The sequence below is a fragment of the Flavobacterium sp. TC780 genome (genome assembly GCF_056783245.1).
This window is the reverse complement of record NZ_JBXBAV010000066.1, coordinates 18,740-43,600: the sequence shown is the minus strand read 5'-3', so window position 1 is coordinate 43,600 and position 24,861 is coordinate 18,740. Positions and strand designations below refer to the sequence as shown.

Below are 24,861 nucleotides of genomic sequence, written 5' to 3'. Positions count from 1 at the left end.
ATTTCTGTTTCATAACAAAATATTAAAAAACAGAATCATGGCTATAACCATCAATTTTAATAGCACATTCCCGCAATTAAGTGTTATTTTTGATAATCTTTGTCATTAAAATAAATACAAGAAACAACTATCATATGAATGTTTTACTCATCGAGGACGATAAACGCATAAGCGAATTTATAGTAAAGGGTCTGGAAGAAAATAACTTCACAGTGCATTTAGCAGAAACTGGTGAAATTGCCAGAGACTTACTTCAGGAAAACACTTGGGATATTATCTTAATGGATATTATGCTTCCGGGCATTGATGGTATTCAGTTAACCAAATTAATGCGTTTTAAAAAAATCCATACTCCCATATTAATGCTTAGTGCACTTAGTAATACCGATGATAAAGTGAATGCTTTAGATTCTGGAGCCGATGATTATCTTGTGAAACCTTTTCATTTTCAGGAGCTAATTTCCAGAGTCAATGCATTAACCCGAAGAACAAAATTTAATTATAACAAGGTCGAAACATTATACACCTGCGGGAGCTTAACAATAAACCCTGAAGAACATAAAGTTACCGAAAACAATCAACCAATTGATTTGTCTCCAAGAGAATATAAATTACTATTGTTTTTGCTAGAAAACAGAAATAAAGTAATGTCAAGAACCCAAATATTAAATGCCGTTTGGGGAATTAATTATGATAATAATACCAATGTGGTTGATGTTTATATTTCTTACTTAAGAAACAAAATAGAACAAAACCATAAATTTATCCATACCATAAAAGGAACAGGATATATGATTAAAGAATAGTTATGAAAATACGCAACCGATTTACATTAATATCTTCATTTACGTTTAGCATAGTATTTATAATTGCTTCGATTATAACATACTTATCATTTTACAGCTATTCAGAAAAGATAATGTACAACGAACTTCAAAAAACATGTTTACTTACTGGAATCTTCTATTTAGAAAAAGATGAACTGCCAGAAAATCAACATTTAATCATTGGACAGCAATTCAAAGAAAATTCTCTTGAGATAGTAACCCGTGTTTACAACAAGCAAAACGAAATTGTTTATGGTGAAAAAGGACATGATAAAAATATAACTATTGAAAGACTAGATTATATTCGGAAGAATAGGAAATTAAGTTTTAAATCAAATCACCACTTTTATTTCGGAAGCTATTACCGTGACAATCAAGGTGATTTTGTTGTTTTTGTTAAGAAAAATGATATTGAATTTAAAACTATTACCAACCGATTGTTAATTATCATGGTGCTGGTTTTACTCATTGGACTCATACTAATATACATGGTTAGTCGTAAGTTATCAAACCTTGCTTACAGTCCAATTAAAAACATTGTAGATCAGGTAAACGAAATCGAGGCTTCGTCACTAGACAGGCATATTATATCTCCAAATACCAAAGACGAAATACAAGAACTTATAGAAACTTATAATAATTTATTTAAGCGTTTATCGGATACATTTGTAATTCAAAAAAACTTCATCAATTATGTTTCTCACGAATTTAAAACGCCTTTAACAGCCATATCAGGAAATTTAGAAGTATTTGCACAAAAAGAAAGAACAAGTGCTGAGTACAAAGAAATGTCTGAAAAAGTATTAGAAAATGTATATCAAATAGAAGATACTCTCAATACACTTATGATGTTGTCCGGACTTAGAGACAATACTGAACTTAATGAAGTTTTTAGAGTTGATGAACTCGTATGGGATATTAATGACCAGTTACCAGAGGTACATAAACTAAAGGATTCTCAAATTCAAATCGCACTAGAAGTTACTAATGACAAATTACTTTCGATAAAAGGAAATAGTAACGAAATAAAAATTGCTTTGTATAATATCATAGAGAATGCCGTGAAATACTCGAATGGTAATCCTATAAAAATAAGCTTATTACAACAGGATAATCAATTAAAAATAGTAATCGAAGACCACGGTACTGGCATTAGTGAAAACGACTTAAAGTTTATCAAACAAACCTTTTATAGAGGCAAAAATGTCGATGATATAAAAGGCAGTGGTGTAGGACTTTCTTTGGCAAACATTATCTTCAAGCAAAATAATATTCATTTTGCAATTACTTCTAAAAAAGATGAAGGAACAACAGTAACATTACTATTTCCGCCACTCTAATCGTTTTCTAATGTTAGTCTAATCCTCTTTTAATATATATCAAATTATGATTTAATATGCCGCAACTAGCTTTGCATCATATTAAAAACAACATAATTTGAAACGTATAATCTTAACCCTACTCGTTATTGTATCACACAAAGCTGTGGCGCAAAATACTACAATAAACGATACAATTGTTCTTTCTAGAACACAGGCCGAGGCTTTGTTTCTAGACAAGAACCTTTCACTTATTTCCGAAAAACTAAACATTGACATTGCCGATGCACAAGTTATTCAGGCAAAATTATGGCCAAATCCAACTCTTAATGTAGGTGAGATAAATCTTTGGAAAAACGCTACAGTTGAAGACTTACCACCTATGATGGGCAATTTTGGAAGAACAACTCAAGTTAATGTTGAGCTGGAACAACTTATCCAAACAGCAGGGAAAAGAAAAAAGATGATTGCTATGGAAAAAGTTGGTGTAGATATCGCCAAAGAATATTTTAAAACTTTTTTACGTAATCTGAAAATTGAGTTCAGAGGAAATCTAACCGAACTACAATTTGTGCAAGCGCAAGAAGCCGTTTATCAAAAACAGCTTTCTTCAATGCAAACATTACTCAAAGCATATAGTAATCAAGTTACACAAGGAAATATTGGTAAAGGGGAATATATTAGATTAAAAGCTTCTGAATTGCAATTCTTAAAAGAAATAAGCGAACTCAAAAAAGAAAATAATTCATTGCAAAAAGAACTTAAAGTTCTTATGAATATGCCTGCTACAAGTTATATCCAAATTACCGATGAAGGTTTTGTTCCCGATAATAAAAACATCGATAACATAAACTTAGGCAATCTATTGGCTTCGGCTATAGAAAACAGACCAGATATGAAGGTGCTTAAACTAGAAAATGAGTACAATACTAATAAGTACAAATACGAAAAAGCCATGCGAACGCCCGATGTAACTCTTGGTGTAACCTATGATCGAGCTTCAAATATAATGAAGGATTTTGTTGGAGTAGGATTCTCTATGGATCTCCCTTTTTTAAATAGAAATCAAGGAAATATAAAAGCCGCAAAAATAAGTATCGACCAAGGCAAATTACTTACCGAAGAAAAAGCGATAAGTGTACAAGCAGAAGTACTACAAGCCTATGAAGATTTAATAGTTACCAAGAAACTTTATGATAGTGTCGACTCTAGTTATGAAGGAGATTTAGACAAACTTTTAGAAAGTTATCGTAAAAACTTAATGCAACGAAACACCAGTATCTTAGAATATCTGGATTTTGTAGAAGCTTATTTAGAAAACAAATCAATACTGCTGAATTCTAAAAAAGACCTTAATAAAAACCTTGAAGAACTACGCTATATAGCAGGTCAGGAAATTAATTAATTCTCCTAATCTGGAATACTGTACTAATTATCTAAAAATAACAACAAACATAATGAAGAAACATATTTTACTTCCTATCCTTGGTTTAATGCTCGTTTATGGGTGTGACAAAAAAGAAACAATTAAAAATACAACAGATGAAAAATTTTGTATTGACAAAGACCTAAAAGAAAAAATTACTATCGAGCCTGTACAAAAACGTACGGTTAGTGAATCCATAAACCTTACTGGGAATATTACCTACAATAATGACCATGTAGTACAATTTAATAGCCTTGTAGAAGGGATTATAACCAAAACTACTTTTTCATTGGGTGATTATGTAAAAAAAGGACAAGTACTGGCAGAAATAAAAAGTACAGAGCTAAACGGTATGCAATCAGAAAGTAAATCATTACAATCACAATTATCAGTTGCTAAACGTCAATTACAAGCAACAAAATCAATGTTTGATGATGGAATTGCTTCGCAAAAAGACTTAATGCAAGCCCAAAGTGAATTAGATGTTTTAAAATCTTCACTAGAAAATGTAAAAGCAAATCTTGCCATGTTTAGTGCTAGCAGCGAAAGAGCCGTTTTTCAGATAAAAGCACCAACTGAAGGATATGTAGTAGCCAAAAACATTAGTCCTGGAATGCAGATAACTGATGGCAGCGAACCTCTTTTTACAATTTCTGATTTAAAAGAGATTTGGGTATTGGTAAATGTTTATACCAGTAATCTAAAAAACGTAACAGAAAACATGCTTGTAGATGTTACTACACCCGCTTATCCTGGAGAAATATTTAAAGGAAAAATAACCATGCTTTCTAAAGTTTTTGATGCCGAAGAGCATGTACTAAAAGCCAGAATTGTAATGGAGAATAAAAACTTAAAATTAAAACCAGGAATGACAGCAGATATCGTTATCGATAAAAGCTTAGGAGGAGAAATGCTAGCTGCAGTTCCTGCAAAAGCAGCCATTTTTGATAACAATCGTGATTCATATCTTAATCTATAAAGACGATTGTACAATTGAAACCAGAGAAATAAATCCAATTACAAAAAATAACAACTGGATTTATTTTGATAAAGGAGTTAAAGAAGGTGAAAAAGTTATTACTAAAAATCACTTGTTAATTCACGAAAGATTAAAAAACTAAATATCCTCCATAAAAACGGATAAACACAATACAAGACATGAAAAAATTTGTACAAGGTTTAGTAGCATTTTCGTTAAAAAACTCACTCATCGTGTTTTTCTTGACTGCAGTACTACTAGTAGCCGGAATAGTAAGCTATATCAATACGCCTATAGAAGCTTTTCCCGACGTAACCAATACCCGAGCAAGGATAATTACACAATGGCCAGGAAGAAGCGCCGAAGAAGTAGAGAAGTTTATTACACTTCCTATTTCCAAACAGATGAATACGATTCCGAAAAAATCCGAAGTACGTTCTATTTCACTTTTTGGATTATCAGTTGTAACCGTATTATTTGATGATGATGTTGAGGATTTTTACGCGCAACAATATGCATCTAATCGCCTTAACGGATTAGATCTTCCTGAAGGTGCAGATGTAGATATTGAACCACCATCCGGAGCAACAGGTGAAATATTCAGGTATGTCATAAAAAGTGATTTACCAATTAAAGAAATAAAAGCCATTCAGGATTGGGTAATCGAAAGAGAACTGGTATCAGTTCCCGGAGTTGCCGATGTAGTAAGCTTTGGTGGAGAAGAAAAAATCTTCGAAATAAAAATTAACCCTACACAATTAGAAAATTATAATCTATCAGCACTCGATGTTTACGAAGCTGTCTCCAAAAGTAACGTAAACGTTGGTGGTGATGTAATCCAGCGTGGGGATCAGGCATATGTAGTAAGAGGAGTTGGTCTTATCAATAAAATAGAAGATATTGGTAATATACTAATAGAAACCAAAGGAGCATCACCAATATTAGTAAAACACGTAGCCGAAGTTAAAATAGCAGCTAAACCAAGACTAGGACAAGTAGGTCTAGATAACGAAAATGATGTTGTAGAAGGTATTGTAATTATGCTTCGTGGAGAAAATCCAGGCGAGTTATAAAACGACTTAAAGATCGTTTAAATGAACTTAATGAAAGAGTACTCCCGGATAATTGTAAAAATAGTTCCGTTTATAGACCGTACTGAGTTGGTAAACACAACCGTAAAAACAGTTACAAAAGTTGTTGAAGGAATATTACTAGTATCATTAATAGTGTTTATTTTCCTTTACAATTGGCGTACATCATTAATTGTTGCATCGGTAATACCGCTTTCATTCTTATTCGCAATTATAATGTTACGAATACAAGGATTACCAGCCAACTTAATATCTATGGAGCTCTGGATTTTGGGCTGTTGCTCGAGGGAACACGTAGTCATAGTCGAACAGGTCTTTCTGTATCGCTGGAAAAGAAAGCGCATAAAGTAGGTATGGAACGTTTTAACAAAATGAGTAAAATGGGACTTATCAAGAAAAGCATCGGTAGTGTAGCTACTTAATATTTTCTTTGCTCTAATTATTTTGATTGTAGCACTTATGCCTATATTCTCTTTTAATAAGGTAGAAGGTAAAATGTTCTCTCCCCTAGCCTTTACTTTAAGCTATGCGTTATTAGGCTCATTAATCCTGTCTCTTACCTACGTACCTAGTAATGTGTAAAAGTAATGTTGACCAAAAATATTGTTTTAGAAGAAAATATGATTTCGCGGTTTTCTTTAAAGAGAAAACCTATTTAAATTATTTAAATGGAGTACTCGAAATCGTAAAGCAACATTATACGGATTCTTGGTATTACTTGCTGTATGTTGTGCCAAATTTGCTTTTTATGGTTCCGAATTTATTCCGAAACTAAATGAAGGAGCGATCTATGTAAGAGCAACTTTACCTAATAGCATTAATCTTGATGAACTTGTACGTCTTACAAAAGAGATGAAAGAAAATAAGAAAATTTGAAGAAGTAAAATTTATACTTACGAAAACAGGAAGACCAAATGACGGAACCGATCCAACAGGATTTTTTAATATCGAATTGCATATTGAATTATTACATCAGGATGAATGGAAACGTAAAATTAGTAAAGAGGACTTAATCGCCGAAGATTAAAAAGGAGTTGGATGTATATCCAGGAATTAGCTTTGGTTTTAGCCAACCTATTCAGGATAATGTAGAAGAATATGTCGCAGGTGTAAAAAGTCCTCTTGTTATAAAGATTTTCGGAAATGACTTATTTCAATTAGAAGAAATGGCGGCAAAAGTTGCCAAATCTATAAAAGATGTAAAAGGAATTGAAGATATAAATGTATATAAAAACATAGGTTTACCAGAATTAAGAATACAACTCCATGATGAAAAAATGGCACGTTATGCTATTACAACTGCCGATGCGCAAGCAGTTATTCGAATGACAATTGGAGGACAAGCAGCAACCCAGTTTTATGATGACGAAAAGATATTTGATATTAGTATACGTTTCGAAAAAGAATACCGAGACTCAAAGAAAAGATAGAAGATATCCTTATTCCAACCATGAATGGAAAAAAGGTTCCTTTAAAAGAAATCGCTACTGTAGAATATAAAACGGGTCCAACATTTATATACCGTGAAGGAAATAGTCGTTATATCGCAGTAGGATTTAGTATCGAAGGTCGAGTATCTAGGCATACAATTAACGAGGCACAGAAAAAAGTGGCTGCCGAAGTAAAACTACCTAAAGAAAATGTAATGAAATGGGCTGGAGAATTTGAAAGTAAAGAAGAGCATCTAAACAATTAGCGATGATTGTTCCAGTAGTACTAATTCTTATTTTATGCTTATTGTATTTCAATTTTGGTAATTTCAAGGATACTATGGTAGCAGTGAGTGCCATGCCATATGCCTTTATAGGTGGTTTCTTATCGTTATGGATAACAGGAACAGTGTTCGGAATATCAGCAGGAATAGGTTTCATTATACTCTTTGGAGTCAGCGCAATTGATAGTATTGTCCTCATCGGAATCATAAAAGAAAACATGAGAGCCAATATGCACCTAAAAGATGCAATATCAAATGGTATATACAGCCGAATACGACCTATTGTAATGATTGCACTTATGGGGTCTCTTGGATTATTACCTGCAGCATTATCTACAGGAATGGGATCAGAGGTACAAAAACCATTGGCAATTATGATTGTAGGAGGTCTAATTGTTTGTATGATCTTATCATTAACAGTATTACCTCAAGTATTTTATCTAGTATATCGCAAAAAAGATACAAGTAATACCGATTCATAATCATCTTACTATATTGAATTTAAGAACACCTTTGGACTTCATGTTTAAAGGTGTTTTTTTAATTAGATTGTCTAGAAATGGAACGCGGATTAAACGGATTTCTTTAATAATGAAACTGAAAAAATCCGTATCGTGTTCCTTTATCACATACTAAACGCGCACTGCTATACACCTCTACAAAAAACCTTTGTGCCTCTGCACCTTTGAACCTCTACTCCTTCTTCCTAAACTCAGATGGGGAAACTCCAGTACTTCGCATAATGAATTTATTAAAATGACTGCTGTCTATAAAACCCAAATCATTGCTGATTTCTGAAAAGTCAAATTGCTTTTACTTAATTTTTCGGTTACTACCTTCAGTTTCGTTTGTTCAATGTAATCTCTTAAAGTAATGTTTAAATGAGTTTTAAAATACTCCCCTATATAATGTATAGAAACATTAAAATAACTGGCTATTTCTTTTTTCTTAAGCAGATGTGGATTCGCAATATTAAAACGGATGTAACTTAAAATAGTATCTATCTTTAAAACCTCAGTAGTTTGGATATTTAAATCATTTTCATGTAGACTAGCATTTCTTCTTATTATTTGAATCAGTGACATCATCAAACTTTTGATTATAATTTCATTCTGTCCTTTTTGTCTGGCTACTTCATCTAATATTTTTAAAATCACCAATTCGCAAAATACCTTATCATCATCAGGCAAAATCAAATTTCCATTAAGCTGATTGTGGTAATAAAATATTTTTTATTTCTTCTATTTCCGTTTTATTTGAAAAAAAATTAGGTAAGAAACGCAAACAATGAAACTTAGTAGGTTCTAATGTTTTAAAAGAATGATAATCTTTTGGTGTGAGCAGATAAATATCATTCTGTTTATAATTATGATGAATGGAATTCAAAATATGATTTCCAGTACCATATTCAATATATAACAACTCAAAAAAGTTATGCCTATGCACCTCTTTCTTCCATGTTAATTCTTCAACCGAATAAATTTCGAAATCTTTATATATAAAAAAAGTGTTGTTCATAATCCTTAAATTATACAAATATAACCTATATTTTTACATCAATATATAAATACAAACCAGTTTACTTTGTATCAATAACCTAAATACAGTAAATACTAAAAGATGAATACAGATACAATAAAAATAGGAATTCTTGGAATTGGTGGTATCGGCGGATTTGTTGGCGCACCATTAGCAAAAAAGTACAAAGACAGTACTACCAAAATTATATTTATTTGCAGAGGTGAAACTAAAAATGCCATCCAAAAAGACGGATTAATATTTGAATCCAAAGGCATAAAAGAAACTCTATTTCCAGATTTAGTATCAGATAATCCAACAGAAATTGGAATCTTGGATGTGCTTATAATCACAAGTAAATCATACTCTGTAAACGAAATACTAAACTCTTATAAAGATTGCATAAGTCCTGATACTATTATAATCACTTTGCAGAATGTTGTAAATGCAAGAGAAATTATTCGTGAGACATTACCCGAACTAGGGCAAATAATGGAAGGTTGCATTTATGTGGCATCAAATGTAAAAAAACGAGGGCACGTTCAGCATGTTGGAGGACCTGGGAAGATTTTCGTTGGCGGAGAAAAAGAGAATCAATGGCTAATAGATTTATTAACAGCGGGTGGATTAGACATTACTTATGTTTCTGATATTAATCAAATACTCTGGAAGAAATACCTATTTGTAGCTCCAGTTGCCGCAATAACCTCAGCTTATAAAGTCACTTTTGGGCAACTCTTAGAAGATAAAAATTTAATGCATATTCTAGAAAATATGATGATCGAGATTCAGTCACTTGCCCGCAAAAATAATATTATCCTGACGATAGAAGACATCGAAACTTCAAAAGATTTATTGACTAAATTCCCTTTTGAATCTAAATCATCTTTGCAATTGGATTTTGAAAACAACAACCAAACTGAAAAAACTTTCTTAGTAGATTACGTCATTGAAAATTGTAAGAAACACGAAATCCTGACACCTTTTTATGAGAGTATCAACGAAAGAATTATTTCGCAAAATTAAAGAATAATTAATTTTGATTTGAATAGATTTCTGCAAGGTTAAAAAAACTTTGCAGAAATAAAATTTATCTTTTTTTAATCAAATCTCTCTTTGTATTTTTTGAACAAAGTATTCATTATCAAAAGCACTACTCCTACTCCCAATAAGACTAAAGCTCTGATTAGGAAATCCGCATTTGATAAATCAAAAAACATTAATCGGATTACACAAACACCAACTAAGGAAAGCGAAACGTAACGGAAATATTTTTCTTTCAGAATAATTCCGAGTATTAATAATCCTAGAGATTCTAAAATCCAGAAGAACGTTAAGATTCCTTTGTCAAACGAGAGAAACAGAAACAATCCGATACTAAAAGTAGCAGGATAAATAATGATACTGTTTCTGAATTTGAAATCTTCAATATATTTATAAATAATAAAAATGTATAATGCTAATAGGGCAAATATAATCAGATAAACAAATTCAAATTTAGATTCGTAATAATTGAAACTAATAAACGCTAAATGAAAATTTGCCAATAAATAATAAACAATACTAATCTCTTTTTTAGTACCGATTTTTTTATAATAAAGACATAAGTTTATTATAGCTGTTGCTGCCCAAAATACAGGAAGCCATTTGTGTTCTAATTGAGAGAACATAATAATCGAAAGCCAAATGTTTATGACAATTTGATAATCTATTTTTAATGATTTAACAAAGTCTTTTTTATTCATCAAAAGCACTAAAACAATCAATAAAGCAATACTAGAAAGTTGTAACACCCAGTCTAACAAGGTAAACTGATTTAGTTCTTTGATACTATATAAAACAGAGATTAAAATAGACAATAACCCAATCATAAGTACCGATTCTGGGACTAAATCTATTTTTTTGTAGGCGATTAAACCAAAATTAAGAATTGCCAAAAGCATAAATAACAGTGGTAAATAAGCCATCTCTACCTGAATAAATAATAAAATTATAATCCATAGATTTTGAATAACAGGTAAAATAGCAATAAACATTTTTCCTTTTTCTTTCAAGCATTTAATCTGTAAATAACTATAAACAACAGACAACAAAATGCATGTTGCTTGTGTCACATAAAACATCGTTTTATTAGCAGCATTTGCTTCATCGATAGCTAAATAAACACTTATAAGTATAGCGCTCATTAATAATATAAAGGAGTAAATATTATAACGTTTAATTTTTTCAGTTTTTTGAAAAACCCAAAAAGTAAGCAATGCCAAAGCACCTAAATAAACAGGGATATAATCGATTTCAATACAAGAAAATCCAAAAACCAAAGCATTAAAAAGAATAAATTCAGAATTAAGAACACTTAAATTTCCCCACCCCGAGATAATAGCATTTGATTTGTTTCTGATTTTGTCTACAAATAAAATATACGTTTCGATTATAGAAAGTCCAACAGCAATTAATCCAATTTCGGTATTATTCAAAAATTGGGTATTGTATAAAAACAAAAAGCTTCCAAATATCGAAAAAGCAAGACAAGAACCATAGAGCAAAGTTTGGTTGTTGACAGAAAGTGTTTTTCGTTTAAATTGAATCCATAAAAATTCGTGATTTAGTAGCGCTATAACAAAGAATCCAAAAATTTTGATAATATAATAAAGAGCAAAATATTTATATAAAAGCGAAACTAATAAAACATTTACACCAATAATCCCGACCATTTTGATAGTAGAATCATCTGTATATAATAATTTTATAAACCAGTTAAATGTTATTACAGAAACAATTCCTAAAGCAAATACAACATCTAAATTAGATTTTGGTTCAGTTAGAATTAATATTAATCCTGTAGCAATGGTAATGATTAAAAAAGTGAATCTTCCAAAATCAAAAGTATTTGTTTTGAATTTGAATCGTAAAGAACACCACAATAAAGCGATAAATAAAAGAGGGTAATAAAACGAAATTTCAATCGTATGATACCAACTTAAGAAAAATAATATTGAAAATAGTACCGAGAAAACTCCATTTAAGCTCAAATCTTTTTTAACAATAAAAGAATCTATTGCTAAGAACTCTTTTTTAATAGAACAAAAAACAGGAACAAATAACGTCATGAATATCATAACGATCAAGCTAGCAAAGGAGTTTGTAATATTGGTTTGTTCAGTAGATGGATTAATATGCAGAACAAAAAAGCCGAAAATAAACAAACAGAAAATATGATTGAGCCCTAAGAATATTTTAGACAACAAGACTTCCTTATTTTTATAAACAATAAACAAACAAGTAATTACTAAAGCGTACAATCCACAAGCAATAATATCAGAGCCAACTCTCCAATCATTAAGCATGATGATACTCAATGCAAAAAGTAAAAACGAAACCATCCCATCCAGATGATACAGCCAAAAGATCTTTTTCTTTCTAGCAAAAAGAGTTGCAAAAAGGCAAAGGACTCCTGCAATAAATAAAACGAAAATTTTAATCGTACTTCCTGTTGAATGCAAAATTAAGCCTAAAGCAAATAAAACCCAGTTAATAAGATGCGTTACAAAAGCAATTTTATCAAAACGGGTATTAGCATAAATGTTTCGATACTGCATATACATACAGCTTACTGAAACCAAGATGATACCCAATATTGCAAAAATATTTTGAGACGCACTCAAAGTATTTGCCCCTTGAGTAAACCAAATATCAAATATGATAAAGCACGAAATAACTATCAATAAATGATATTCCCATTTTTCTTTATAGGATAAAATGATTCCTGCCGTTGCTGTTATTGCTGCTAGTAAGAATGTAATTAAGAGTTTTTCGGGAATTACACATAAGATCAAGATACTTAAAATTACGTGAAGCGATAAAAAAGTTTGCTGCCTTATAATGTAACCAACATATAAATTGATTGCAATTCCAATTCCGATGAGTGAATAAGCAATTGGAATATTATCTATAAAAGTAAGTGCCGGAATTTGCGAAGCACCAAAACAGCCAAACAAAAACAAACTCGCTCCTGCACTGCGAAGCCAAAGTCCTGTTTTAAACCATTTTTCTTTTGTTTTTAAAAAGAAATAGGATCCAACTAAAATTCCGGCATAAAGCCAAAGAATTAAGATTCGGAACATTGGTGAAACTTTTAAAGCAGTATAAATGCTTAAATAACCAATTCCTAAGACCATAATTGCAGTACCCAAAATACCTGTCCAATTTTCAGCAAATTGATGTTCTATCTTTTTAATTAGGATAGAAAAAGCACTTTCTACGTAAACCTCTTCTTCATAAACTTGAGGCTCAGGCTGAGGTTCAGGTTCGTAAACAGGTTGCGTTTCAAGGTTTTCTTCTAGTTCTGGAGTTTCTTTATCGTTACCATTTTCTTCTTTATCAAGTATATGAATCGTTCGGGACTCAAAGCTAAAAGCAGGTTTTTCTATAGACTCTTCAATAATGACATCTTCTTCTTTTTGAGGAGAATTATCAATAACATCCAAAATATCAGGAATGTCTTGAGGAATAACTTCTTGAATTGGTTCTGAAATGTTTTCTACTTCAGCAATTTTTGATACTAAATTTTCGGTAACAAAACCAGGTTGCATGATTTGATTTTTAATCTCATCAATTTCCTTTTTCAAAGAATTATATTCCTCTTTGTTTTTTCTATAAAGAGAATCTAAGTATTCGTTCTCTCTTTTTAATATAGAAAAATTATAAAATAGAATAACAACACATACAATTAAAGCAAAAAGGAGAAAACCCGCCATAGTTTAAATTTAGAATCGTCTAATGTAAGAATTATTAGCAATTTTAAATTCACCAAGTCGTTTTTTTTGTTAGAATAAAACAACTTAATAATGCACAATTAAATGATTATAAATGAATTAAGCTAAACAACATAGAAAAGACATTAATAAGAATAATAATAACCGAACAACTTAATCACACTCAACAAGTTAACATACCCTTTATCCTATTTGCATTATATGCCTTAGCTTTTATCTTTTTACCTATTACTTATCTTAATATTACATCCAGAATTTCAATACTTTACCTCAAACAACACCTTCCTTAGAATTTATTTATTCAGCAATAAGAAAAAACTATGAGAGAAATATTTTTTAATCTTAAAAATTGCCATACATTTGCCTAACGGTGTTAAACAATTTAATACTCTATAAAAATGGCAAGTAAAGATCGAATTTTAAGACAAAAAGAAGAGACCAGAAAAAATATTCTGGATGCTGCCTGTACTATTGTAAAAGATGAGGGATGGCAAGGTCTTAGTATGCGAAAAATCGCAGACAAGATTGAATATACTGCCCCAATCATTTACGAATACTTTTCTAATAAAGAAGCAATATTACAAGAACTAACTGGTAGAGGTTTTGTAAAATTAACTATTGAACTAGAAAAAGCCAGAAACAAATACGATAATCCTGAAGAACAGCTTGAAGCAATGTGGATGGCATATTGGGATTTTGCATTTACCGATACCGAAATGTATCAGTTAATGTTTGGTGTACAAATGACTTGTTGCAATGAACGATGTTCGGCTTCTGAAGCACCTTACAAACTATTTGTTGCAGTTATTGCCGAAGTAATGAAAGATAGCAAGCCAACTGAAGAAGTAATAAAACAAAAGTATTTTACTTTCTTTTCTGTTATTCACGGATTAATCTCAATCAACATCATTAACAAAAGTGAGGTTTTGGAAACAATTAATACCCAAATTTTAAAAGATGCCATTGGTGGAATTATAAAATCAATACGATAAAAAAAATTTAATGCTAACTTAACGCTGATAAATAATTTAATGTAGTAATTTTGAACCAAACATTAGTACTCCATTATTAACCTAAGCTGAATTAAACAAAAAAATCAAAAAAGTTTTTTTTTATAATTTCACTTAACAACGTTAAAAAATTTAATACAGTAATTCAATACCACAATTTCAATTTATTATCATCCTTTTGTCATCCTGAGCGGAGTCGAAAGTCGTGTCGAAGGAGAAATTGTTTTTTTTTGCCACATCACTTAACAGTGATAAATAATTTAATACCAATTATTACATAATATAACTGGAATGAATCATTATATGGATTTTTATACCAATTTACTTAACGTCGTTAGAAAATTTAATACAATTAAATGTGAATCAAATTAATACAAAACCCAATCCAAATTTAAATAACTCAAATGTTCAACAAATTAAAATCAAAGCTAAAATGAAAAAAATAATAATTACCAGTGTCCTAATTGCCTTAGTTGTAATAGGATGTGCAGATAAGGCTCAAGCACCTGCTCCTGCAGCCCCATTGTTACCAGTGCTTGCCATTAAAAATTCAGATGCAACCACCGATTCCGAATATCCAGCTTCGATACAAGGAACAATTGATGTAGAAATCCGACCACAAGTAAGCGGTAACCTAGACCGAGTTTTTGTAGATGAAGGTGCTTACGTTTCAAAAGGACAATCATTATTTAAAATAAACGAACGTCCATTCCGTGAGCAACTTAACAATGCATTAGCAAACCTTCATGGAGCCGAAGCAGCATTAATCAATGCTCAACTAGAAGTTGACAAACTAACTCCTCTTGTACAAAACAAAGTAGTTTCAGACTATCAATTAAAAACAGCAAAAGCTTCTCATAGAATTGCCGCTGCAAATATTGAACAAGCCAAAGCAATGGTAGAATCTGCAAAAATTAATTTAAGTTATACTACAATTACAGCACCAGTTAATGGTTACATAGGAAGACTTCCAAAAAAACAAGGAAGTTTAGTTTCTGTATCAGATATTGAGCCGCTAACTAAATTATCAGATGTTCATGAAGTTTATGCCTATTTTTCATTAGGTGAAACAGATTTTATAAATTTTAAAACTCAATATTCTGGAAATACAATAGGTGATAAAATCAAAAACCTCCCTCCAGTTTCTTTAATACTTGCAGATGGTAATGCATATACACAATTAGGAAAAATCGATATGGTTGATGGTCAATTCGATAAAAACACGGGAGCAATAACACTTAGAGCGACTTTTCCAAATGCAAATGGAACATTACGCTCAGGAAATACAGGCAAAATCCGTTTAGGGATTCAGCATGATGATGCTATTTTGGTTCCGCAATCTGCCACTATAGAAATGCAGGATAAAGTTTTTGTTTATACCCTAAGCAAAGAAAACAAGGTAAACAAAATGCCAATCACAATTATCGGAAAAATGGGAACAGATTATCTTATCAAAGATGGTGTTAAATCTGGCGATCAAATTGTATTAACTGGCATCGACAAACTTCAGGAAGGACAAGTGATTCAGCCAGAGAAATCGACTGCTAAAGTTGCCCAAATAATTAACAAAAAATAATTTAACGAAAATGTTCAAAATATTCATACAAAGACCTGTACTGGCAACTGTTATCTCCATTTTATTGGTGATATTGGGTGTACTTGGACTTACAAAATTACCCTTACAACAGTTTCCCGATATTGCCCCTCCATCCGTTTTGGTAACAGCAGTATATCCGGGAGCAAGTGCCGAAACTGTCTTACGTTCGGTAGCACCATCACTAGAAGAGTCTATAAATGGTGTGGAGAACATGACCTATATGAGCTCAACAGCTAGTAATGATGGTACGCTAGCCATTACTATTTTCTTTAAATTGGGTACAGATGCAGATCAGGCTGCAGTTAACGTTCAAAACAGAGTTTCACAAGCAACAAGTCAATTGCCATCAGAGGTGGTTCAGCAAGGAGTAACTACTGCAAAACAACAAAATAGCTTCATCATGGGTATTGGATTATATACCGAAGACGAAGCTAAATATGATCAGACATTTATTGCCAATTATGCTCAAATCAATATTATTCCTGAAATAAAACGTATTCCTGGAGTAGGTTCCGCAAGTATATTTGGTGGAGTAAGAGATTACTCGATGCGTGTGTGGCTAAATCCAACACAAATGGCAACCTATCAGGTTACGCCAAACGAGGTAATGAAAGCGATACAAGATAAAAGCTTAGAAGCAGCTCCAGGTAAATTTGGAGAACGCAGTAAAGAAGTTTTTGAATACGTTATCAAGTATAAAGGTAAATTAACAAAACCTGAAGAATATGAAAAAATAGCTATACGCGCTAATGCCGATGGTTCAATACTTCGTGTAAAAGACGTTGCAAGAGTTGAACTTGGAGCTTATTCATACAATAGTTTAACTCGTTTAAATGGTAAAAAAGGGGTTGTAATAGGGATCATACAGTTGGCAGGATCTAACTCAAATGATATTCAGGTAGCAATTAACAAGCTGATGGAAAAATCGGCTAAAAGCTTCCCAGCTGGAATAAAACAAAATGTTTTTTATAGCACAAAAGTTTCATTAGACCAATCTATCGATCAGGTAAAACACACTCTGATAGAAGCCTTCATATTAGTATTTATCGTAGTATTTATATTCCTGCAAGATTTTAGATCAACATTAATTCCCGCAATTGCAGTTCCGGTTGCTATTTTGGGTACGTTTTTCTTCATGCAACTATTTGGCTTTTCAATAAATCTGTTAACATTGTTTGCCTTGATCCTAGCAATCGGTATTGTCGTCGATGATGCAATTGTCGTCGTCGAAGCAGTGCATGCCAAAATGGAACACAAGAATTTATCACCAAAAGCAGCTACAAATGAAGCGATGCATGAAATTACAGGAGCAATCATTTCTATTACCTTAGTAATGGCTGCTGTTTTCTTGCCAGTAGGTTTCATGGAAGGTTCTACAGGAGTTTTCTATCGCCAGTTTGCCTTTACATTAGCAATTGCAATTCTAATATCGGCAGTTAACGCATTAACTTTAAGTCCTGCACTTGCTGCATTATTCTTAAAAAATAATCATGCAACGCATGCAGCTGATCCTGAAGCTAAAAAAGGGTTTAAAGAAAAATTCTTTATTGGATTCAATAAAAGCTTCAACTCATTAACAAACCGTTATGTTGGAAGTTTAAGATTCTTAATCCGTAATAAATGGGTTAGTTTAGGAGGATTAGCTGTAATAACTGCTGCAACTATCTTAATGGTAAAAACTACTCCTGCAGGATTTATACCAACAGAGGATCAAGGATTTATTGCAATTGCAGTTAATACACCATCAGGAACATCATTAGATGGAACTCAAAAAGTAATGACCGAAGCAGAAAATACTTTAAGAGGATTAGATGCATCACGATTTGTAACAGCAATTTCAGGTTTTAACTTGTTAACGAACTCAACAAGTCCATCATCTGCCGTTATTTTTGTTTTGCTTAAACCAAATGAAGAGCGTGGAGCAATCAAGAATATTGATCAAATCATGGCTGACGTACAAGGAAAATTAGGCGCTATTTCAACAGGTAGTTTCTTTGTATTCAGTTTCCCTACCGTACCTGGATTCAGTAACGTAGAGGCATTGGATATGGTGTTACAAGATAAAACAGGCGGTAAACTAGATAAATTTAGCGGAATCTCACAAACCTTTATCGGTGAATTGATGAAACGACCAGAAATTGCTGTAGCATTTACCACCTTTAAAGCTGATTATCCACAATTACAATTGGATATCGATGATGAAAAAGCAGATCAGTTAGGCGTTAATGTAAAAGACATTCTACAAACCATGCAAGCCTATTTTGGTAGTGCACAAGCATCCGATTTTAACCGATTTGGTAAATATTATAGAGTTGTTGTACAAGCAGATATTGCAGATAGAGCTGAACCATCATCAATTAATAACGTCTTTGTAAAAAACAAAAATGGCGGAATGGTTCCAATCAATACTTTGGTAAAACTGACTCGTATTTATGGATCTGAAACAGCTTCGAGATATAACTTGTTTAACTCAATTTCAATTAATGCCATTCCCAAGCCAGGATTTAGTTCAGGAGATGCCATTAAAGCAATTGAAGAAGTTGCTGCACAACAATTACCAACAGGATATAGCTATGAGTTTTCAGGACAAACACGTGAAGAAATTTCTTCAGGAGGGCAATCAACAACTATTTTCCTACTCTGTCTTATATTTATTTATTTCCTACTTGCTGCACAATACGAAAGTTACATCTTGCCTTTGGCAGTAATTTTATCAATCCCAGTTGGAATATTTGGAGTATTTGTAGCTATTGGATTAACTGGTATCGAAAATAACATTTATGTACAAGTAGCTCTGGTCATGCTTATAGGATTGCTGGCAAAGAATGCAATTCTTATCGTTGAATTTGCTTCACAGCGAAGAAAAGCAGGAAAATCATTAGTGGCATCATCGATAGAAGCTGCTAAACTAAGGCTACGACCAATTATCATGACATCATTAGCATTTGTCGTGGGAATAATACCGATGATGAGCGCTACAGGTCCATCTGCAAAAGGAAATCACTCTATCAGTATTGGTGCAGCAGGTGGAATGATTTCAGGGGTAATTCTTGGGGTATTAATCATCCCAGTTCTATTTATCGTATTCCAACATTTACAAGAAAAGGTTTCTGGAAAATCATTAGCCGTAATACATAACGAAGAAAAATAAAAAATGGAAAATTATATAACATCAGTTCTGATAACAGTATTTGTTGTCTTCGCATTAATATCCTGGAAAGTTTCTAAAGTACTTGAAGCACCAGAAGATAAATGTCAAAAAAATTAATGATACCATATAAAATGAAAAATTATATAACAAAAACTGTTGTGGTATTGTTACTCATCACAACATTCATATCCTGTAAAGTTTCAAAGGATATTGAAGTTCCAAAAGATGCATTTCCTGATAATTTCAGGGGTGCATCCGCTTCAAGTGATACTACAAGTACTGCTACTATGGAATGGAAAACATTCTTTACAGAGAAAGACATCGTAAAACTGATAGACAGTGCAATTACAAAAAACAATGATTTGCAAATCGCAACTAAAAATATTGAAATTGCACAATATCAATTATCGCAAGCAAAATGGGGAAATATCCCCGAAGTGAATGCCTTTGTAAACGGAAGTATTAATAATCCATCTAAAAATAGTTTCAACGGACATAATCTGAATCAATCTTTAAATAAAAGTCATATCGAAGATTATTCCGCTGGAATAGGACTATCATGGGAAGCAGATATTTGGGGCAAGATTCGCAGTCAGAAAAGAGAAGCTTATGCAGGATATCTTCAGTCAGAAGAAGTAAAAAAAGCATTGCAAACGACTATAGTTTCTAATGTCACCAAAGGATATTACAATCTTTTGATGCTCGATTCACAATTAGAAATTGCCAAAAAAAACCTGAAATTAAATGATAGTACCACTTTCATCATCAAATTAAAATACGATGCAGGTCAGGTAACCTCATTAGCCATTCAGCAATCAGAGGCACAAAAACTAATTGCCGCACAATTGATCCCTTTATTGGAGCAAAATATCGCCATTCAGGAAAACGCATTAAGCGTATTAACAGGTTCATTTCCTAGTTCAAAAGAAAGAACAATTACACTGAGTTCAATCGAATTAAAACAAAATTTAACAACTGGAATTCCATCATCATTAGTAAGACAGAGACCCGATGTAAAAAGTGCCGAATTAGCATTGGTTAAAGCAAATGCTACTGTTGGAATTACAAAAGCAAGCTTATACCCAGCTCTTAAAATTACAGCAAGCGGAGGATTAAATTCATTCGAAACAAGTAATTGGTTTAATATCCCAGCTTCTTTATTCGGAACTGCACTTGGCGGATTAACACAACCTTTGTTAAACAGTAAAAGAATAAGAACACAGTACAATATTGCTAAAGCGGAGAGAAAAAGCAGTCTTAAACTTCAGACAATCAGTGCTCGTTGCCGTAAGTGAAGTATCAGATGCTTTGGTTAAAATTGAAAAATTAGAAAGCCAACAGTTCTTTCTTAAAGAGCGTGTAAAAACATTGCAACAAGCAACAACCAACTCAAATATGCTATTCAAAAACGGAATGGCGGATTATCTGGAAGTTATTACAGCACAAGCAAATATATTACAAAGCGAGTTGGAACTAGCCAACATCAAACGCGAACAATTAACCGCCAATACCGAATTATATAGAGCACTCGGTGGAGGATGGAAATAATACCTGTTACCCGTTAATTATTTATTTTTTGAGAAGGCGCTGTAAGACTTAGGTTTTGCAGCGTTTTTTATTATCCAGAATTAAGCAGAATAAGGAGCTATCCCAATAGCTATCGGGACCTGCTGTTCACTATATCTTTTATGGCGAACACCGCCACAAAAGGATGCTGTTTCCATCAGGGCTAGAGCACTCGTTTTTATGAAAAATATTGTGTTTAATGGTACACAGATGACACGGATTTGCTATCCCTAAAATGCGGATTAATACGATTTTTTCACCTGCATTTATCCGAATCTTTTATCTGTATTTTTGTCATCCTGAGCGGAATCGAAGGACCGCAAAACATATCAACAATGGTAATTTGCTAAATTTTTTGAATTGTCTCCAACTAAAGTTCAATGCCATTAAGCTAAGAAAAAACAACTGTAATATTGTACCGAATAAATCTCACGCAAAATCGCAAAGCCGCCAAGTTTACGCCTAAAACCTTTGCGCTTTTGCGTCTTTGCGAGAAAACGATTAACCATAATTTAATCAAAAAAGTCCTAAATTAATGACATTGAGCTTTAGCTAGAGGAATACAGAGCAATATAGATTGGCTATATCCAAAACGACAAATATTTTGGCTAAAGCCCTATACAATATCAATACTTTAAACTCCCGCTAAAGCTGGAGGCAATTCAAAACTTCAGTATCAAAAACCAAAATATTCATATCAACTTAAAATTCATTCAGCATAATTAAATACTTTTGGTAGAACATATAAAAACTCATGACAATCAATAAAGATAAATATGGCAGCGATTTAAAATTAAAGCTCCAAAGCTATGCACCTATTACAGAAACCTCTTGGAAATTAATAGAAAACATTGCTGAATTTCAACTTTTAGAAAAGGGCGAAATCCTTTTACGGAATGGACAAATTGCTAAAGAGATTTACTTTATATGCAAAGGTGCTTTAAGAGCTTATATTACCGATAAAGAAGGAAATATCTATAACAAGAACATTTTCTTAGAAGGCTTTTTGGCAGGGTCAACAGTTTCATTATTACAACAAACACCTTCTGATTTTACAATCGAAGCGTTAGAAGATTGTGTTCTTATTGCTATTAACTACAAAAAATACAGAGAGTTAATTAACCAAAATGAAGATTTAAAAAACTATTATATTGCTTACCTCGAAAAAAATTGGGTAATCGAAAAAGAACAAAGAGAAATTGCAATCGTTATGGAAAATGCTACCGAAAGATATCTCGATTTACTAGCAAAACACCCAGATATTTTAGATAGAATTCCCCTACTCCATATTGCATCCCATTTAGGAATTACCCCAACACAATTAAGCCGAATTAGAAAAAGTTTAGACAAAAATACCTAAATCAACATAGGTAAAGGGTTCAATATAATATCAAACTTATCTTTGACTTATATTCTTATAATTTTATTGAAAATGGAAAAAAATACAAATCTTATAGCAGACAACATTAACAATCTTACCCGTTTTTGGAAAACAGTAGGAACTCCTTTTCAATCCTATCATAAAAATGATACTTTCGAATATTGTAAAATAGAAAATTCAGGTTGGCCAAATAAGTTATGGTTTAATCAGGATGTTAATCAAAATAGTGCCGAAAAAGCTATTGAAACACTACAAGCCAATCCTAATTTAGTAATTCCATATTGGGATATTTACGGAACAAGTTCTAATGAAATACTAGAAGCCAAAGGTTTGGTTAAAAAAACCGAACAAGTGGCAATGGCATTAAAACTAGAGAAACCATTTGTGCTGCAAAATACACTAGAATTCAAACGTATAAGGAATAGCGAAGATGCCAAAATCTGGTCCGACTTATATCCCAATGCATTTGGTTATATAATTAGTAGAAGAAATTCTAGTTCATAATTACGATGAAGTACAATTTCATTTAGTTACATATCAAAACCAACCAATCGGTACTTTTATGTTATTCCAAACCGAAAATAATATTGGAATCCATGGGGTTGGTGTTATACCAGAAATGAGAAGAAAAGGCTTAGCCGAAGAAATAATGAAATATGCACTCAATCTTGCTATAGATTTAAATGCCGAATATGCTCTATTACAAGCATCGGTAATGGGTAAAGGAATCTATACCAAACTTGGCTTTGAAGACTTGTTTATCATAAAAAATTACATTTTAAAAAGCGAGTGATTTTTTTAACCATTAAGGAAAATTAACCGCAAAGAGCGCAGTCCCGATAACTATCAGGATACGCAAAGACCGCAAAGTTTAAGAGCTATAAGAAATGGCACGCAGATAACGCGGATTTAAGCAGATTTCGACTCTCCTTATTTGTCAGGCTGAGCAGAGTCGAAGCCTACACAACTCTTCGGTTACTCCCAGAGAAACAAGATTAAGGTTACTTAACTTTCCTTAATTCCATAATACTGTAAAAAAATGATTGTCTCATACGCCCCTAAAATAGTCGTAAATGCGTATTTAACATAAAAACAATATTCGTAATTTCGTTAAGCAATTAGTAATCAACCAAAAAACTAACAAAAAATGAAATCAACAAAAATTATTTTCTGGGTAACAACCATTATTATTTTTCTATTTGAAGGCGTTATGCCAGCCCTAACATCTCAAACAGAACTAGCAAAAGAAGGAATCAAACATTTAGGCTATCCTGGCTATTTCGGAAATGCATTAGTCGTTTTTAAAATTTTAGGGGTACTAGTATTAATAATTCCAAAAGTCCCAAATCGTATTAAAGAATGGGCATATGCAGGCTTTGCTTTCGATTTTATATTCGCCTCAATAAGTCACTTTGCAGTTGATGGAGCTGGCTTTCAAGCCGTTTTCCCTTTGATTTTTCTGGTAATTTTGATAATCTCATATATTAATTACCATAAACTATTAAGACACATTAGCCTTTAGTTTTAAATTAGAAAACCATGATAGAAGTTTTCAAAACAAATGTTCAAGAAGTAGAACAATCAAAAATAATTATTGGAAAACTTCTTGAACATTTTCCAAATAGCAGCATCAATTTTGACTTAGAAGATTGTGATAAAATTCTACGCGTACATGATTTGAAAATTTCAAATAAAAAAATAATCGAACTGCTTAATTCTTACGGATATTACTGTGAGGCACTTAAATAATCAAAACATCTCATAAATCATTGACTTTTAAATATTTAAAACATTAAATATTGTAATTTTATTCTATTATTAATCAAATTATAGAAAAATGGAAGTCCTAACAACACATCAAACTGTAATGCCCTATTTAATGTTAAATGGAGCCTTAAAATTTATAGAATTTACAAAAAATGTTTTTGATGCGCAACTAGTAACAAGCATGCATAAATTACATGAAGATGGAGAAACAGTAAGACACTCAGAGATAACAATTGGTGGAAGTACTATAATGTTTACTGATGCTACCAAGGATTGGAAACCACAAACAGCAAACTTATTTATATATGTTGACAATGCCGATGAAACCTACAAAAAAGCTTTAGTCTCTGGCGCAACAACATTAATGGAATTAAGTAATCAGGATTATGGCAGAACCTGTGGTGTAACTGACCCATTTGGTAATGTATGGTGGATAACATCATCTGTAAATAGGTAATTAACATAACCTTTAAATTAATCCATAAAATGAAAACAGGGCTTCAAAAAAAAATCACTGATACATTTGAACAGCTTTACAAAACACTTTCCTCCTTTTCTAATAAAGAGCTAAATACAGTTCCTTATGAAGGAAGCTGGACAGCAGGACAAGTTATACAACACCTCATCTTGGCAAGTTCAGATTATCCTAAAATGTGTAGCGGTCCAACTGAAACAACCACTCGAAAACCCGATGAAAAAGTAAAAGATATCGAAACTCTTCTTTCTAAACTTTGACATAA

The 24,861-nt window shown here is 32.2% G+C and carries 20 protein-coding genes and 3 pseudogenes; 19 read left to right on the top strand and 4 right to left on the bottom strand.

Going from position 1 to position 24,861, the window contains the following annotated elements; genetic code table 11:
- Positions 1–134: 134 nt before the first annotated feature.
- From AC1RYN_RS06515 to AC1RYN_RS06485, 7 genes and pseudogenes are all read left to right on the top strand, one after another.
- Complete coding sequence (locus tag AC1RYN_RS06515; RefSeq protein ID WP_129538767.1) at positions 135–806, top strand: response regulator transcription factor; 672 nt, start codon at positions 135–137, stop codon at positions 804–806.
- A gap of 113 nt (positions 807–919) precedes the next feature.
- Positions 920–2,167: a sensor histidine kinase gene (locus tag AC1RYN_RS06510; protein ID WP_481806309.1), complete on the top strand. Its 1,248-nt coding sequence runs from the start codon at positions 920–922 to the stop codon at positions 2,165–2,167.
- 97 nt (positions 2,168–2,264) lie between these two features.
- On the top strand, positions 2,265–3,551 hold the full coding sequence (locus AC1RYN_RS06505) for a TolC family protein (RefSeq protein ID WP_481806308.1): 1,287 nt from the start codon (positions 2,265–2,267) through the stop codon (positions 3,549–3,551).
- 52 nt (positions 3,552–3,603) lie between these two features.
- Positions 3,604–4,551 (top strand): efflux RND transporter periplasmic adaptor subunit, encoded by a 948-nt coding sequence (locus tag AC1RYN_RS06500; RefSeq protein WP_481806307.1) that lies wholly within the window; start codon positions 3,604–3,606, stop codon positions 4,549–4,551.
- Complete coding sequence (locus AC1RYN_RS06495; RefSeq protein WP_481806306.1) at positions 4,529–4,693, top strand: hypothetical protein; 165 nt, start codon at positions 4,529–4,531, stop codon at positions 4,691–4,693. The genes AC1RYN_RS06500 and AC1RYN_RS06495 overlap by 23 nt, the downstream gene beginning before the upstream one ends.
- A 37-nt stretch (positions 4,694–4,730) precedes the next feature.
- Positions 4,731–6,224 (top strand): annotated as a pseudogene (locus AC1RYN_RS06490) (efflux RND transporter permease subunit).
- 452 nt (positions 6,225–6,676) lie between these two features.
- A pseudogene (locus tag AC1RYN_RS06485) lies at positions 6,677–7,838 on the top strand (efflux RND transporter permease subunit).
- 211 nt (positions 7,839–8,049) lie between these two features.
- Here AC1RYN_RS06485 and AC1RYN_RS06480 read toward each other — a convergent pair.
- The 3 genes from AC1RYN_RS06480 to AC1RYN_RS06470 are packed head-to-tail and all read right to left on the bottom strand — an operon-like array spanning position 8,050 to position 8,874.
- Positions 8,050–8,136, bottom strand: coding sequence for a hypothetical protein (locus tag AC1RYN_RS06480; RefSeq protein WP_481806317.1), 87 nt, complete (start codon positions 8,134–8,136; stop codon positions 8,050–8,052).
- On the bottom strand, positions 8,124–8,546 hold the full coding sequence (locus AC1RYN_RS06475) for a helix-turn-helix domain-containing protein (RefSeq protein ID WP_481806305.1): 423 nt from the start codon (positions 8,544–8,546) through the stop codon (positions 8,124–8,126). The genes AC1RYN_RS06480 and AC1RYN_RS06475 overlap by 13 nt, the downstream gene beginning before the upstream one ends.
- A 13-nt stretch (positions 8,547–8,559) precedes the next feature.
- The gene (locus AC1RYN_RS06470; RefSeq protein ID WP_481806304.1) at positions 8,560–8,874 is read right to left on the bottom strand and encodes an AraC family ligand binding domain-containing protein; all 315 of its coding nucleotides are present in this window, start codon (positions 8,872–8,874) and stop codon (positions 8,560–8,562) included.
- A gap of 102 nt (positions 8,875–8,976) precedes the next feature.
- Between AC1RYN_RS06470 and AC1RYN_RS06465 the strand changes: the two genes are divergently transcribed.
- A complete protein-coding gene (locus tag AC1RYN_RS06465; protein WP_481806303.1) occupies positions 8,977–9,900 on the top strand; it encodes a ketopantoate reductase family protein in 924 nt (307 codons plus the stop codon).
- A gap of 74 nt (positions 9,901–9,974) precedes the next feature.
- Here the strand turns inward: AC1RYN_RS06465 and AC1RYN_RS06460 are convergent, their stop codons facing one another.
- Entirely contained in the window at positions 9,975–13,631 is a 3,657-nt protein-coding gene (locus tag AC1RYN_RS06460; protein WP_481806302.1) for a DUF2339 domain-containing protein, read from the bottom strand.
- Positions 13,632–14,047: 416 nt separating this feature from the next.
- On the opposite strand from AC1RYN_RS06460, the gene AC1RYN_RS06455 reads away from it, so the two are divergent.
- From AC1RYN_RS06455 to AC1RYN_RS06405, 11 genes and pseudogenes are all read left to right on the top strand, one after another.
- Positions 14,048–14,641 carry a TetR/AcrR family transcriptional regulator gene (locus AC1RYN_RS06455; protein WP_481806301.1) on the top strand — a complete coding sequence of 198 codons (594 nt, stop codon included), beginning with the start codon at positions 14,048–14,050 and terminating at the stop codon, positions 14,639–14,641.
- 451 nt (positions 14,642–15,092) lie between these two features.
- Positions 15,093–16,235 carry an efflux RND transporter periplasmic adaptor subunit gene (locus AC1RYN_RS06450; protein WP_481806300.1) on the top strand — a complete coding sequence of 381 codons (1,143 nt, stop codon included), beginning with the start codon at positions 15,093–15,095 and terminating at the stop codon, positions 16,233–16,235.
- Positions 16,236–16,245: 10 nt separating this feature from the next.
- Positions 16,246–19,407, top strand: a complete 3,162-nt coding sequence (locus AC1RYN_RS06445; protein ID WP_481806299.1) for an efflux RND transporter permease subunit — start codon at positions 16,246–16,248, stop codon at positions 19,405–19,407.
- A 101-nt stretch (positions 19,408–19,508) separates the two neighbouring features.
- Positions 19,509–20,955, top strand: a pseudogene (locus AC1RYN_RS06440) (TolC family protein).
- Positions 20,956–21,727: 772 nt separating this feature from the next.
- Positions 21,728–22,333: a Crp/Fnr family transcriptional regulator gene (locus AC1RYN_RS06435; protein WP_481806298.1), complete on the top strand. Its 606-nt coding sequence runs from the start codon at positions 21,728–21,730 to the stop codon at positions 22,331–22,333.
- A gap of 72 nt (positions 22,334–22,405) precedes the next feature.
- A complete protein-coding gene (locus AC1RYN_RS06430) occupies positions 22,406–22,858 on the top strand; it encodes a hypothetical protein (protein WP_481806297.1) in 453 nt (150 codons plus the stop codon).
- A 58-nt stretch (positions 22,859–22,916) separates the two neighbouring features.
- Positions 22,917–23,147, top strand: coding sequence for a GNAT family N-acetyltransferase (locus AC1RYN_RS06425; RefSeq protein WP_481806296.1), 231 nt, complete (start codon positions 22,917–22,919; stop codon positions 23,145–23,147).
- Between the two features lie 354 nt (positions 23,148–23,501).
- Positions 23,502–23,876 carry a DoxX family protein gene (locus tag AC1RYN_RS06420; RefSeq protein WP_481806295.1) on the top strand — a complete coding sequence of 125 codons (375 nt, stop codon included), beginning with the start codon at positions 23,502–23,504 and terminating at the stop codon, positions 23,874–23,876.
- A gap of 17 nt (positions 23,877–23,893) precedes the next feature.
- Positions 23,894–24,103 (top strand): hypothetical protein, encoded by a 210-nt coding sequence (locus AC1RYN_RS06415; RefSeq protein ID WP_481806294.1) that lies wholly within the window; start codon positions 23,894–23,896, stop codon positions 24,101–24,103.
- 88 nt (positions 24,104–24,191) lie between these two features.
- Positions 24,192–24,578 carry a VOC family protein gene (locus AC1RYN_RS06410; protein WP_481806293.1) on the top strand — a complete coding sequence of 129 codons (387 nt, stop codon included), beginning with the start codon at positions 24,192–24,194 and terminating at the stop codon, positions 24,576–24,578.
- Between the two features lie 29 nt (positions 24,579–24,607).
- Positions 24,608–24,856: a DinB family protein gene (locus AC1RYN_RS06405; protein WP_481806292.1), complete on the top strand. Its 249-nt coding sequence runs from the start codon at positions 24,608–24,610 to the stop codon at positions 24,854–24,856.
- Positions 24,857–24,861: the final 5 nt, after the last annotated feature.

Coding starts and splice junctions, on each gene's coding strand:
- AC1RYN_RS06450 (WP_481806300.1), top strand. CDS start 15,093: ATGAAAAAAATAATAATTACCAGTGTCCTAATTGCCTTAGTTGTAATA.
- AC1RYN_RS06425 (WP_481806296.1), top strand. CDS start 22,917: ATGTTATTCCAAACCGAAAATAATATTGGAATCCATGGGGTTGGTGTT.
- AC1RYN_RS06410 (WP_481806293.1), top strand. CDS start 24,192: ATGGAAGTCCTAACAACACATCAAACTGTAATGCCCTATTTAATGTTA.
- AC1RYN_RS06415 (WP_481806294.1), top strand. CDS start 23,894: ATGATAGAAGTTTTCAAAACAAATGTTCAAGAAGTAGAACAATCAAAA.
- AC1RYN_RS06500 (WP_481806307.1), top strand. CDS start 3,604: ATGAAGAAACATATTTTACTTCCTATCCTTGGTTTAATGCTCGTTTAT.
- AC1RYN_RS06460 (WP_481806302.1), bottom strand. CDS start 13,631: ATGGCGGGTTTTCTCCTTTTTGCTTTAATTGTATGTGTTGTTATTCTA.
- AC1RYN_RS06430 (WP_481806297.1), top strand. CDS start 22,406: ATGGAAAAAAATACAAATCTTATAGCAGACAACATTAACAATCTTACC.
- AC1RYN_RS06420 (WP_481806295.1), top strand. CDS start 23,502: ATGAAATCAACAAAAATTATTTTCTGGGTAACAACCATTATTATTTTT.
- AC1RYN_RS06510 (WP_481806309.1), top strand. CDS start 920: ATGTACAACGAACTTCAAAAAACATGTTTACTTACTGGAATCTTCTAT.
- AC1RYN_RS06445 (WP_481806299.1), top strand. CDS start 16,246: ATGTTCAAAATATTCATACAAAGACCTGTACTGGCAACTGTTATCTCC.
- AC1RYN_RS06465 (WP_481806303.1), top strand. CDS start 8,977: ATGAATACAGATACAATAAAAATAGGAATTCTTGGAATTGGTGGTATC.
- AC1RYN_RS06515 (WP_129538767.1), top strand. CDS start 135: ATGAATGTTTTACTCATCGAGGACGATAAACGCATAAGCGAATTTATA.
- AC1RYN_RS06470 (WP_481806304.1), bottom strand. CDS start 8,874: ATGAACAACACTTTTTTTATATATAAAGATTTCGAAATTTATTCGGTT.
- AC1RYN_RS06435 (WP_481806298.1), top strand. CDS start 21,728: ATGACAATCAATAAAGATAAATATGGCAGCGATTTAAAATTAAAGCTC.
- AC1RYN_RS06405 (WP_481806292.1), top strand. CDS start 24,608: ATGAAAACAGGGCTTCAAAAAAAAATCACTGATACATTTGAACAGCTT.
- AC1RYN_RS06455 (WP_481806301.1), top strand. CDS start 14,048: ATGGCAAGTAAAGATCGAATTTTAAGACAAAAAGAAGAGACCAGAAAA.